Raw genomic sequence first — 13,289 nt, 5'->3', positions numbered from 1 at the left:
CGCCGCGCGGTCAAGGAGATCGCCGGCGAGCTCGTGCGGCTGTACTCGGCGCGGATGGCGACCTCGGGCCACGCCTTCGGCCCCGACACCCCGTGGCAGCGCGAGCTGGAGGACGCCTTCCCCTACGTGGAGACGCCCGACCAGCTGAGCTGCATCGACGAGGTCAAGGCCGACATGGAGAAGACGGTCCCGATGGACCGGCTGATCTGCGGCGACGTCGGTTACGGCAAGACCGAGATCGCGGTGCGGGCGGCGTTCAAGGCCATCCAGGACGGCAAGCAGGTCGCCGTCCTCGTGCCGACGACGCTGCTGGTGCAGCAGCACCTGGAGACCTTCTCCGAGCGCTTCGCGGGCTTCCCCGTCACGGTGCGCGCGCTGTCGCGCTTCACGAGCGCGGCCGAGTCCGCGAAGACGGTCGAGGGCGTCGTCGACGGCAGCGTCGACCTCGTCGTCGGCACCCACCGGCTGCTCGGCAGCGAGGTGCGCTTCAAGGACCTCGGCCTGGTCATCGTCGACGAGGAGCAGCGCTTCGGCGTCGAGCACAAGGAGACGCTGAAGGCGCTGCGCACCGACGTCGACGTGCTCGCGATGAGCGCGACGCCGATCCCGCGGACGCTGGAGATGGCCGTCACCGGCATCCGGGAGATGTCGACGCTCGCGACGCCGCCCGAGGAGCGCCACCCGGTGCTGACCTTCGTCGGGGCCTACGACGACAAGCAGGTCACGGCAGCGGTCCGCCGCGAGCTGCTGCGCGAGGGCCAGGTCTTCTACGTCCACAACAAGACGGAGACGATCGACAAGGCCGCCGCGCACCTGCGCGAGCTCGTGCCCGAGGCCCGCGTCGCGGTGGCCCACGGGAAGATGAGCGAGCAGGCGCTGGAGCAGGCGGTGCTCGACTTCTACGCCAAGCGTTTCGACGTCCTGGTCTGCACGACGATCATCGAGACCGGCCTGGACATCTCCAACGCCAACACGCTCATCCTCGAACGGGCCGAGCGGTTCGGGCTCTCCCAGCTGCACCAGCTGCGGGGCCGGGTGGGCCGCGGCCGCGAGCGCGCGTACGCCTACTTCCTCTACCCGGCGGACCGGCCGCTGACCGACACCGCCAACGACCGGTTGGCCACGATCGCGCAGAACACCGACCTGGGCTCGGGCATGCAGGTCGCGATGAAGGACCTGGAGATCCGCGGGGCCGGCAACCTGCTGGGCGGGGAGCAGTCCGGTCACATCGCCGGGGTCGGGTTCGACCTGTACATCCGGCTCGTGGGGGAGGCGGTGGCCGACTTCCGCGGGGACAGCCAGGGCAAGCCGCCGGCGGAGATCAAGGTCGAGCTGCCGGTGGACGCGCACCTGCCGCACGAGTACGTGCCGCACGAGCGGCTGCGGCTGGAGGCCTACCGCAAGCTGGCCGTCGCCGAGACGGCCGAGGCGGTCGCCGAGGTGCGCGCCGAGCTGGTGGACCGCTACGGCGAGCCGACCGAGGCCGTGGGCGGCCAGGCGGTGGAGAACCTGCTGGCGGTGGCGCGGTTCCGGGTGCGGGCGAGGGCGGCCGGGGTGACCGAGGTGAGCGCGCAGGGCGCCACCGTGCGGTTCGCGCCGATGGAGCTGCGCGACAGCCAGGTGCTGCGGCTGCGGCGGCTCTACCCGGGCTCGCTGGTCAAGCCGGCGCTCAGGTCGGTGCTCGTGCCGACGCCGAGGACGGCGCGGGTCGGGGGCAAGCCGCTGCAGGGCACGGCGCTGCTGGACTGGGCCGCCGACGTGATCGACGCCGTGCTCGGCGACGACGTCGCCGCGGCCGGGCGGGTGGCGGCGGGCGCAGGGGCGCGCTGACCAGCGGCCCGGACGGCCTACGGCGTCGTCCGTCCGCCGCTGCACCCGGGTGACGGGCGCGTCTGACCGGGGAGGTGGCGGCCATCGCTCGTCAAGGCGAGGAGCGGTGGGGACGACGCCGCCGATGTCCCGGGCGGAGAGGTCCTACGACGGCGCTCTCGACACGGGCGCTGCGGCAGCACTCCTCGGCCCCTTGTCCGACATCGGAGAGCCACGTCATGCGTCCTCGTCGACCGCACTCGCCCGTCCGTCCGCCGGAGCCCGCGCAGCGGCGGCATCGTCGGCTGCTCCTCGTCGTCCCGGCCGTCGTCGCCGGAGGTCTCCTCCTCGGGCCCGCCGGGGCGGTCGCCTCGGCCACCGGGTCCTCGCCCGCCGCCAGCGCTGAGCCGGTCCAGGTGGTGGGCGGCGGGACCTTCTCGCTGCGGCCGGGCAGGGTGGCCACCACCGGGTGGGGCGTCGCGCCGGGGGTCGCCGCGACGGCGGTGCGGGTGCCGGCCCTGGCCGCCGGCGGACCGTTGTGGTTCGCCGTGGAGCTGGCGGAGACCGCCACGACGCCGGGCTACCGCGGCCGGGTGCGCATCTCCGCCGACGGGGAGATGCAGGTGAGCGCCACCTCCCTGGTCCGCGGCTCGGAGACCTTCTCCCAGGGACCCGTGCTGCCCTCGCGGGCGCCGGCGGGGTCGCTCGTCCACCTGGAGGTGCGGGCGCTGCCGGACAGCCGGAGCGGGGTCGAGGTCCGCACGTGGGTGGACGGCCACGATGTCCCGGACTGGCAGTACGGGTTGCTCGACCCGGCCGGGGCCATGGCGGCACCGACCGAGGCCAGGGTGTGGACGCGGCTGTCGGCGTCGGTCAACCAGTCGGTCACCTTCGGCCACCGCGGGATCCGGGCGGTGACGCCCGTCCCGGAGGCGACGACCGCGGAGCAGGTGGATCCTGACGCCACGCTCGACCTGCCGGTCGGAGGGGTCGACTGCAGCCTGTGGGTCGAGGCGGCGGGGCCGACCACGACGAGCTTCACCGTGCCGGCGCTCTCGGCGCCGCTGTGGCTCTCCCTGGAGATGCCGGGCGCCGAGGAGGGCACCACCTACCGGGGGCGGGTCAAGGTCAACCCCAGCGGGGCCCTGCAGCTGAGCACCACCCGGGCCTCGGCGGTCGACCTGGACGCGACGGCCTACGGCCCGGTGCTCGACCAGCGCGCCGGCCAGGGCGCGCGGGTCACCCTCGAGGTCAACCCACGCCCGGCGGCGGAGGGCCAGGAGAAGGCGTTGGAGCTGCGGGCGTGGCTGGCCGGCACCCCGGTGCCGCAGTGGCAGCAGGTGTACACCGACCCGGGCCTGGCGGAGGAGGTGACGACGACCCGGGTGCACGCCCAGCTGTCCGGCTCCGCGGAGGAGGGGGTCAGCCTCCGCCACAGCCTCCCGGAGTCCTCGGCGCTCGTCGGCCCGACGCCGTGACGCGGGACAGTGGTCGGGTGCTCCGCTCGGAGCACCCGGAGCAGCACCGCGAGCGGGGCCGCTCGCACGAGCGGTACGCCGTGTACGCCGTCTGGGGGATCGAGCGCCGGATGGCGCCACCCTGCGTGAGCGGCCGCCCTACCGTCGACTCGCTGACCACCGGTGAGGGCACCTGGGGCGGCGTGGTGTAGCGGGAGCGGTCGATGGGCATGGTGGGTGCAGGGCAGCGTGCTTGGCGGCAGCTCGTCTCCACGGTGGCGGCGGTGGGGGTCGCGGGGGGCCTTCTCCTCGTCGTCGTGGGTGCTCCCGCCCAGGCGGCGGCGGTGACCCCCGTCCCGCCGTCGACCGTCAGCGCCGACGTCCTACCCACCGTGCAGGTGACGGGCGTCGTCTGGGACCAGGTGGTCGTCGGCGACCGGGTGTACGCCACCGGCTCCTTCACCTCCGCCCGCCCCGCCGGCGCCGCGGCCGGCACGCAGGAGACGAAGCGGGCCAACCTGCTCGCCTACGACATCCGGACGGGGGAGCTCGTCTCCTCCTGGGCGCCGACCTTGGACGCCCAGGGTCTCGTCATCACGGCGTCGGCGGACGGGCGCACCGTCTACGTCGGCGGTGACTTCACGGCAGCCAACGGTGCAGCCCGCAAGCGCGTGGCCGCCTTCGACGCGGCGACGGGTGCTCTCGTCACCGCCTTCGCGGCCGACACCAACGGCCGGGTGCGGGGCCTGGCCGTGGCCGACGGCACGCTCTACGTCGGCGGGGACTTCAGCGTCCTGCGCGGCCAGCCGCGGACCCGGCTCGCGGCCGTCTCGGCGTCCACGGGCGCCCTCACCACCTGGGCCCCCGTGGCGGACAGGGAGGTGATGGCGCTCGTCGTGCCCGCCGGCTCCGGGAGCGTCGTCGTCAGCGGGCGCTTCGAGACCCTCGGCGGGCAGGCCGCGCGCGGGAGCGGTGCGCTGGACCGCGTCACGGGCCGACCGCTTCCGTGGGCCGTGAACCAGACCGTCCAGAACTACGGACCGAGCTCGGCGATCTGGTCGCTGTCGACCGACGGCCAGCAGGTGTACGGCACCGGGTACGACTACCGCGGACCCAGCAAGTTCGAGAACAGCTTCGCGGCGTCCGTCGACGGCGGGGCGCTCGTGTGGGTCAACGGCTGCCTCGGCGACACCTACTCCAGCCAGCCGGTCGGCGGGGTCCTCTACACCGTCGGTCACGCGCACAACTGCTCGCCGCTCGGCGGTCACCCGCAGACGAGCCCCGAGACCTACCAGCGCGCCCTCGCGACGACGACCGTGGCGACCGGGACCAACCGGTCAGGTGCCTTCGCCGGCAAGCCCGCGCCCGGGCTGCTGCACTGGCTGCCGACCGTGGCGCAAGGCACTGCCACCGGGCAGGCGCAAGGTGCGTGGGACGTGACGGGCGACGGCCGGTACGTCGTCCTCGGGGGTGAGTTCCCCCGCGTCAACGGGGTGGCGCAGCAGGGCCTGGCCCGCTTCGCCGTCCGTCCCGCGGCGCCCGGCACGGAGGGGCCCCAGGTCTGGGACGAGCTGACCCCGGCCGCCACCGCCGTCGCACCCGGCCTCACGTACGTGACCTGGAAGAGCTCCTGGGACCGTGACGACGCCGACCTCACCTACGAGCTGCTGCGCGGCTCGACCGCCACGAGCTCGGTGGTCCTCGACCGGCGCACCGCCCCGAGCACCTGGTGGTCACGCCCGACGCTGGCCTTCACCGACCGCACGGCGCCGCGGGGCGCGACGGCGACCTACCGCGTCCGGGTGACCGACGCGTCGGGCAACACGATGACGAGCCGGGCTGCGGCCGTCGTCACCGCGGACGGCGACGTGCCGTCCGCCGCGTACGTCGACGCCGTGACCGCCGACGGCGCCCGGAGCTTCTGGCGCCTCGGGGAGACCAGCGGTCCGGCGGCCGTCGACTGGGTGGGCAACGACGACCTGGCTCTCGGCACGTCGGCCACCCGAGGGGTGGACGGTGCCCTCGACGGCGACGCCGCGACGCGCTTCGCCGGCACGCAGGCCGTGCCGGCCACGACGAGGCAGGCGGGGTCTGCCCCCCAGACCTTCACCGTCGAGGCCTGGGTGCGCACGCGCAGCACGAGCGGCGGCAAGGTGGTCGGCTTCGGCAGCAGCAGCGACGGCACCAGCAGCGTCGCCGACCGCCACCTCTACCTCGACGGCGCAGGTCGGGTCTCCTTCGGCGTGATCTCCGGCACCAACCGGGTGCTCAGCTCAGGGACCGGGTACAACGACGGCCGCTGGCACCAGGTCGTCGGCACGCTGGGCCCGCAGGGGCAGTCGCTCTACGTCGACGGGCGCCGGGTCGCCACCTCTCCCACGGTGACGTCGGCGCGGGACTACACCGGCTTCTGGCGGGTGGGCGGGGACCGCGTCAACGGCTGGTCGCGGGCCGGCGTCAACTCCTTGGCGGGCGACGTCGACGACGTGTCGGTCTACGGCGCGGCGCTGACGCCCCGCCAGGTCGCGGCGCACTACAGCGCCAGCGGGCGGACCCCGGCCGGCGGCCGGCGGCCGTCCGACGCCTACGGCCAGGCCGTCCACGACGGCGATCCCGACCTCTTCTGGCGGCTGGACGAGACGAGCGGGACGACCACCTCCGACGCCGGCTCGGCGAACCGGGACGGCGTGGTGCTCGGCGGTGCCCGGTGGACGACGGCCGGCCGGCTCGACGGTGCCGTCGCGCTCGACGGCTCTGACGACGAGGTGGCCACCCGCGAGCGCGTCGCGGCTCCCGCCACGTGGAGCGCCGAGGTCTGGTTCGCCACGTCGTCGACCCGTGGCGGCGGCCTCGTGAGCCTGGGGGACGCGGCCTCCGGCCGTAGTGCCCGCGTCGAGAGGTCGGTGCAGGTGCTGGACGACGGCCGCCTGCGCCTGGTGGTCCCCGGCGGGGTCGTCGAGACGACGAGCGGCTACGCCGACGGCAGTTGGCACCAGGTCGTCGCGACGCAGGACGGCGCGGGCACGGCGCTGTACGTCGACGGCGTCCTCGCCGGCAGCAGCGACGTCGCAGGGCGGCCGGCAGCCCCGGGCTTCTGGCGTCTCGGTGGGGACGCCGCGCTCACCGGCACGACGAGCCACCACCTGGCCGGGCGGGTCGACGAGGCCTCGATCTTCTCGCGGGCGCTCAGCGCCGCGCAGGTGCGCTCGCACTTCCTCGCGGGGGGCGGGGACCTGCCGAACGAGACGCCGACCGCCGCGGCGACCGTCACGACGGACGGCCTCACCGTGGAGGTGGACGCGTCGGCCAGCGCCGACGCCGACGGGACCGTCACCTCTTACGCCTGGGACTTCGGTGACGGCGCGCGCGGCACGGGAGTGACGACGTCTCACGCCTACCTCGCGGCCGGCACCTACGACGTCACGCTCGTCGTCAGCGACGACCGGGGCGCCACGGCGAGCACCCGGACGACCGTGACGGTCACCGCACCGGCGCCCGGCCAGGTGCCCGCCACGACGTCGCCGGCGCTGGCGCTCCTGGCCCGTGACGCCTTCGAGCGGGACGTCAGCGAGGGCCTGGGCGCTGCCGAGGTCGGTGGCTCCTGGACCACGACGGCCGGTCCGACCAGCAGCTTCTCGGTCGCGGGTGGCTCGGCGCGCCTGCAGGCGGAGCGGGCCGGGGTCAACCGCACGGCGGTGCTCCCCGACACGAGGTCGGCCGCGACGGACGTCGCCACGACCCTCGCCGTGGACACCGCCCCGACCGGCGGTGGGCTCTTCGCCACGGTCGTGGGTCGGCGGGTCTCGGCCACCGACGACTACCGGGCGAAGGTCCGCTACCAGGCTGACGGGCGCGTCGTCGTCTACCTGGCCAAGGTCGTCGACGGCGTGGAGACGACGCTCAGCACGAGCGTCGTGCCCGGGGTGCAGGCCGCGCCTGGCCAGCCGCTGCGCGTGCGGCTGCAGGTGACCGGCACGGGCACGACCCAGCTCGCCGTCAAGGTGTGGCCCGCCGCTTCCGCCGAGCCCGAGGCCTGGCTGGCGTCGGCCGTCGACGCGACGCCGTCACTGCAGGCGGCCGGCGGGCTCGGCGTCTCGCTCTACGTGTCCGGCTCGGGGCAGCCCGCCACCCTCCTCGTCGACGACCTGGTGGCGACGACGGTGGGGTGAGCGCGTCCGGGCGACGGGTGTCCCTCGTTCGGAGGACACGAGGAGCGTCCGGCGCCTGCTCGTGGGCTACCGTCGGTGACGACAGCGGGGAGAGCCGGGCGCGGGCGAGCGGCGCCATCAGCGAGAGGTGACCGTGAGTCTTCCCGACACCACCGCGTCCGCCTGCACGGTGACGGCCGGAGAGCAGGGCGTGAGCTCGTGACCTCGCCCGCGCTGCCCCTGCACCGGCTGCACGAGGTGGCCCCCTACCGCCCCCTGCGCATCGCCATGGTCGGCCAGAAGGGCATGCCCGCCACGTTCGGGGGCATCGAGCACCACGTCGAGGAGCTGGGTCGTCGCCTCGTCGAGCGGGGCCACGAGGTCACCGTCTACTGCCGTCAGGGGTACGGCGGGCTCGACGGGCGGCCGGCCCGCGAGCGGCGCGAGCACCGCGGCATGCGGCTGGTCACCACGCCCGCCGTGCGGTCCAAGCACCTGGACGCCATCACCCACAGCACGACGTCGACGGCGCACGCCCTGGCGAGCGGGGTCGACGTCGTCCACCTGCACGCCCTCGGGCCCGGGCTGCTGAGCCCGCTGGTGCGGGCCCACCCGAGCGCCCGCGTCGTCCAGACGATCCACGGGCTCGACCACGAGCGGGCCAAGTGGGGCGGTGGCGCCCGCCGGGTGCTGGAGCTGGGGCACCGGCTCTCCGGGTCCGCGCCCGACGCCGTGACCGTCGTCTCCGCCGACCTGCGACGCCACTACGCCGAGCGGTTCGGGCGTGACGTCGCGCTCGTCACCAACGGCGCGCCGTCCTACGCCCCGGCACCGCGGCGTCTGGTCGAGGAGCTGCTGGGGCTCGCCGGCGCCCCGTACCTGCTCTTCGTCGGGCGGCTCGTCCCCGAGAAGCGGCCCGACCAGCTGCTGCGCGCCTACGCGCGCGTCCCGGGCGCCACCCGGCTCGTCCTCGTCGGGGACTCCTCCTTCTCCGGCGCCTACACCGCCGAGCTGGCCGACCTCGCCGCCCGCGACCCCCGCGTCCTCATGCCCGGCTACCAGTACGGCGAGACGCTGCGGGCCCTGCACCAGCACGCGACCGCTCTCGTGCAGCCGTCGGTCCTGGAGGGGATGCCGCTGACGGTGCTCGAGGCCCTGGGCGCCGGGACGCGCGTCGTCGCCAGCGACATCGCCCCGCACGTCGAGCTGCTCGGCGAGCGCCCCGGCCGGCACGCCCTCGTCCCGGCGGGCGACGACGCCGCGCTCGCCGCGGCGCTCGCCGCGGTGGTGACGACGGCGGACCCCGGGCCGGACGGTGACCCGGTGCGCGAGCGCGTCCTCGCCGACCACTCCTGGGACCGCTCCGCCGAGCTGCTCGAGCGGGTCTACCTCGACGTCGTCGCCGGCCGCGGGCAGCGGCGTCCCGGCTGGGAGCGCTGAGACCAGGATGGCCGGGGAGCCGCACGAAGCAGGCGTCACCAGGGAGACTGCCGGCGTGGTGGCCGAGCGCGGTGCCCAGGCGGCTACCCAGACAGGGGAGCGGCCCGGCAGCCGGCCGTCGACGGTCTTCCTCGTGCTGGTGGGCGTGCTCGCCGCCGCGGCCCTGGCCGTCGGGAGCGGCCTGGCCGCAGCCTCCGGCGAGCCGCTGCTCGCCGTGGTGCCCGTCGCCCTCGTCGCGGCGGTGGCGCTCGGGGTGCTCGCGACGACGCAGGTGATGCTCGTCGTCCTGCTCCTGCTCGCGGCGCGCACCTCCCTCGACCTGGTCTCCGTCACCGGTGGCGGCGGGGTGCTCGCGCGGGCGCTGGACCCGGCCGGCCTGGCCTCGCTCCTGCTCATCGCCACCACGGCCTCGTGGCTGCTCGTCCAGCGGGTCGCTGGCCGGCGCCTGCGCGGGGCACCGCTGCGGACGGCGCTGCTGGCCCTGCTGGCCGCCGCGGCGCTCAGCCTCGTGGGCGCCGACGCCCCGGCCGCCGGCGCCGCCGAGCTCCTGCGGCTCGGGTCGGCCGTCGCCATGCTCGTGCTGCTCGAGCAGGTCGTGACGAGCCGGCGGTGGCTGCTCGCCGTGCTGGGTGCGTGCGGCGTCGCCCTCGTCGTGCCGCTGGCCCTGGGGATCGGGCAGCTGCTCGGCGTGGTCGGGGCCGGCGCGGCGCTCGAGGGTGGGCCGCTGGGCCTGGCCGACCGCCTCACGGGCTCCTTCGACCACCCCACCACCTACGCCCGCTACCTCATGGTCGCCGTCCTCGGGGTGACGGCGCTGCTGCCGGCGCTCGGTCACCGGGCCCGGTGGGCGCTGACGCCGGTGACCCTCGTCGCCGCGCTGCTGCTGGCCGCCACCCTGACCCGCGGCGCGCTGCTCGCCGGCGCGGTCGGGCTGCTCGTCGTCGTCGTGCTGCAGCGCCGCTGGCTGCTGGCCGCGGCTGCGGCGGGCGCCGGCGTCGTCGCCCTCGTCGGCGTCCCCGGCCTGCAGGACCGTTTCGCCACCCTCAGCGAGCCGACGGACAGCCTGGCCTGGCGCGTCGACTACTGGGCGCAGGTGCTGCCGATGGCCACCGAGCGACCTCTCACCGGGATCGGGCTCGACGGCGTCCGCGCCGCGACGGCCGAGTCCAAGCTGCCGCACAGCGACCTCGTGCGCACCCTCGTCGAGACCGGTCTGCTCGGCGCCGCCGCCTACCTCGCCGTCCTCGTGGCGCTCGCGACGGTCGGCCTGCGCGGCCTGCGGCGCACCGACGACCCGCTGCTGCGGGCCGTCTGCGTCGCGGCGACGGCGACGGGGACGGCGGTCGCCGTGGCGAGCCTGGCCGCCAACGTGCTCACCGGCGTCGTCGTGCTCTGGTACGCCATGGCGCTCGCGGCCTGCGCCTCGGCGGTCGGGCGCGGGCTGCTGGACGGGCGCGACGGCTCCGCTGGTGGCGGGGCGAGCGTCGTCGGGGACGTCGCCCCCGCCGGACCCCACCGGGCCTGATGTCAGCCTCAGGTCGAGGTCGAGAGGCGCCCGTCGAGGTCTCCGTGGGGGCTGGCCCAGGTGACGGCAAGGCCGTGGTCCGGGCCGGGCGTGGCAGCGGCCTGGGCGTCGTCGGGGCGCTGTGCTCGCAGGGCGCGCTGCTGGCCGTCGTCGTGCTGGTCGCCCGGCAGGGGGCGCTGGACGTCGGGCGGTACACGACCGCGGTAGCCACGACGTCGCTGCTCGTGCTCGTGGCGCTCGGGGGCTTCCGGGCGGCGCTGACGCGCTTCGCCGCCGTCCACCTCGCCGAGGGCGACGGCGCCCGGCTGCGGGGCCTGCTGCTGCTGGCGCTCGGCCTCTCGGGAGCCGGCTCGCTGCTCGCGGCCCTCGCCCTCGCCGCCGGCGCGCCGGCGCTCGCGGACGCCCTCGGGGACCCGGCGCTCGTGCCGCTGCTGCGCCTGGCCGCTGCTGCGCTGCCGGGGGCGGTGCTCGCCGAGGCGCTGCTCGCGGCGACCCAGGGCTGGCGGACGCAGCGGGCGCACGCGCTGGTCGGCAAGGTGATGGAGCCGGCGCTGCGGCTCGGGCTCACGGCGCTCGCCCTGGCCGTCGGCGCGGGGACGACCGGGGCGGTGGCGGCGCTCGTCGTGTCCTCGTGGACCTCCGCGCTCGTCGCGGCGGTCGTGCTCCGGCGGTGGGTGCGGCGGGCGGCGCCCGCGCCCGCGCGGGTCGTCGAGGTGCGCGCCGTGCTCGCCTTCTCCGGCATCAGCTGGGTGGCGACGATGGCGGCCAGCGGGCTCGTGTGGGCCGACGTGCTGCTGCTCGGCGCGCTGACCGACCAGAGCCAGGTCGGCGTCTACGCGGTGGCCACGCGGCTGGCCGCGCTCGTCGTCCTCGCCGGGCCCCCCGTCGTCGGGGCCGCCGCGCCGCACCTGGCCCACCTCCTGCACGTGGGCGACCTCGCCGAGGCGGGGCGGGTGTACGCCAGCGCGACGCGATGGACCCTCGTGCTGGCCCTGCCGGCCGCCGTCGTCGTCGCGCGGCACCCGCAGGAGCTGCTCGGCGTCGTCGGGCCCGGCTTCACGGGGGCGGCGGCGGTGACCCTCGTGCTGCTCGTCGGCCACCTCGTCGGGGCGGCGGCCGGGCCGTGCACGGCGCTGCTGACGATGGCGGGGCGGGTGCGGCTGTCGATGCTCGTCAACGTGGCCGTGCTGGTGCTCGACGTGCTGCTCGTGCTGGCGCTCGTGCCCCGCCTCGGGGCGCTGGGGGCGGCGCTGGCGTGGGCGGTGGCGCTGGTCGTCGGCAACACGGCGAAGTGGGTGCTCGCGCGGTCCGTCGTCGGGGTGCGCGCGGGCGCCGAGGGGCTCGGGCGCCTGGCGGTCGCGACCGGTGCGGCCGGGGTGGCGGCCGCGGGGGTCGGGAGCCTCGTCGAGACCGGGGTGGGCGCCGTCGTGCTCACCGCACCGGTGACGCTGCTGGTCTTCCTCGCGGTCCTGCTCGTGCTCGGGCTGCCCGGCGACGACCGGGCGCTGGCGGCCGACGTGGTGCGCCGGGTGCGCCGGCGGGACCGGTCGAGAGGCCGGCCGAACGGCCAGGGGGAGCCTCGAACGGGTGAGGCTCACCTCGGGCAGGTGGTGGCGACGTCGAGCGGGGCCCGCGCCGGCGGCCCGGCCGGGCACGATGCCTGCGCCCCGCCCGCGGACGTCACGACGGCGGAGCGGGGCCTGCGGGTCCGTCCGGGCCCGGAGGACGAGCTGGGCCACGGACGAGGACGGGGCCCGGCAGCAGAGCTGGGCACGACGAAGGAGCAGGGCAAGGGCCATGGAGATCGGTGACTGGTTGCGCGGCCGGACGTGGGCGCTCGTCGTCCTGCTGCTCGTGCCGTTGGTGGCGGGTGGCGCGGCCACGGCGGTCGCGGCCGCGCGTCCGGCGCTGCCCGGCGCCACCGCGACGGTCGAGGTGCCGGCGCTCGTGGGCGCGAGCGGTGCGGCCTTCAGCGGCAGCTCCGCCGTCGACCAGTACGCCGCGGCCGTCGTCTCCGCGGCCACCGGCCCGCGGGCGCGCCAGGCGGCGGCCGAGGCGAGCGGGCTGTCCCAGGGGGCGGTGGGGCGCGGCCTGGACGTGCGCCGCGACGCCGGGTCCTCGCGGGTGCTGGTGCGGTGGACGGCGGCTGACGACCAGGTGGGCGAGCAGGTGGCGACCGGCGTCGTCGACTCCGTCGTGGCGACGGCGGCCGACGCCGTCTTCGGGGCCCCCGTCGCCATCGCGGAGCAGCGCCTGACGGAGGCGCGGGAGCGCTTCGCCGAGGCGAGCCGGCAGGTCAGCGAGGTGGGCGCGGAGGCGGGCGTCGCGGACCCGCGGCAGGCGTACTCCTCCCAGCTGTCGCTCGTGAACAGCCTCGTCACCCAGACCGCCGCGGCGCAGGCGCGCGGCCAGGGCGTCGGCGCGCTGGAGACGGCGCTCGCGCAGGCGCGGGCGGGGCTGGAGCCCTACCCGCCGCTGCTCGCGGAGCTGGACCGGCTGGAGGGCGAGCAGGACGTCGCCGAGCGTCTCCTGCAGGACGCCCAGGCCGACCTCGACGAGGCCCGCGACGAGCAGGCCGCCGCCGAGCCGGCGGTGACGACCACGACGCGCTCCACCGCGGTCGGCGGTCTGCGCCCGGCGGTCGCCGACGCGGGGCTCCCGGCCGCCGCGGCGGGCCTGGTGCTCGCCGTCCTGCTCGTGGTGCTCGTCGAGTCGGTGCGCGGACGCCGTCGGCGCGCGCGGGGCGAGGTCTCGGGCGAGCAGCTCTTCGACGACGCCGGGCGCGACGTCGAGCCGGCTGCCGCGCGTCGCTGAGGCGCCCCGCCGTCGTCCGCCGTCCCCCCGACGCGCGGCCTCGTCGCGAGGTCGGGCCCTTCTCTTCCCCGCGACGTGTGACCTCGTCGGGGCCAG

At 76.4% G+C, this 13,289-nt stretch carries 8 protein-coding genes; all 8 read left to right on the top strand.

The genetic code is table 11. From position 1 onward, the window contains the following. Window positions 1-1,830, top strand: a 1,830-nt coding sequence (mfd, locus tag WDV86_RS12080; protein ID WP_339567889.1) for a transcription-repair coupling factor, incomplete at its 5' end; no start/stop codon positions are given. 218 nt (window positions 1,831-2,048) lie between these two features. Beyond that, window positions 2,049-3,287 carry a hypothetical protein gene (locus WDV86_RS12075; RefSeq protein WP_339567888.1) on the top strand — a complete coding sequence of 413 codons (1,239 nt, stop codon included), beginning with the start codon at window positions 2,049-2,051 and terminating at the stop codon, window positions 3,285-3,287. Window positions 3,288-3,304: 17 nt separating this feature from the next. Further along, entirely contained in the window at window positions 3,305-3,478 is a 174-nt protein-coding gene (locus tag WDV86_RS12070) for a hypothetical protein (protein ID WP_339567887.1), read from the top strand. A 72-nt stretch (window positions 3,479-3,550) separates the two neighbouring features. Further along, the gene (locus WDV86_RS12065; RefSeq protein ID WP_339567886.1) at window positions 3,551-7,435 is read left to right on the top strand and encodes a LamG-like jellyroll fold domain-containing protein; all 3,885 of its coding nucleotides are present in this window, start codon (window positions 3,551-3,553) and stop codon (window positions 7,433-7,435) included. A gap of 198 nt (window positions 7,436-7,633) precedes the next feature. Continuing rightward, complete coding sequence (locus WDV86_RS12060; protein ID WP_339567885.1) at window positions 7,634-8,854, top strand: glycosyltransferase family 4 protein; 1,221 nt, start codon at window positions 7,634-7,636, stop codon at window positions 8,852-8,854. A 55-nt stretch (window positions 8,855-8,909) separates the two neighbouring features. Further along, complete coding sequence (locus WDV86_RS12055; RefSeq protein ID WP_339567884.1) at window positions 8,910-10,379, top strand: O-antigen ligase family protein; 1,470 nt, start codon at window positions 8,910-8,912, stop codon at window positions 10,377-10,379. 44 nt (window positions 10,380-10,423) lie between these two features. Beyond that, complete coding sequence (locus WDV86_RS12050) at window positions 10,424-12,190, top strand: lipopolysaccharide biosynthesis protein (protein WP_339567883.1); 1,767 nt, start codon at window positions 10,424-10,426, stop codon at window positions 12,188-12,190. Then, entirely contained in the window at window positions 12,177-13,193 is a 1,017-nt protein-coding gene (locus tag WDV86_RS12045; RefSeq protein WP_339567882.1) for a hypothetical protein, read from the top strand. The genes WDV86_RS12050 and WDV86_RS12045 overlap by 14 nt, the downstream gene beginning before the upstream one ends. Window positions 13,194-13,289 lie beyond the last annotated feature (96 nt).

The organism is Pseudokineococcus sp. 1T1Z-3 (genome assembly GCF_037482365.1).
GTDB lineage: Bacteria > Actinomycetota > Actinomycetes > Actinomycetales > Quadrisphaeraceae > Pseudokineococcus.
This window is presented reverse-complemented; position numbering and strand designations above follow the sequence as displayed.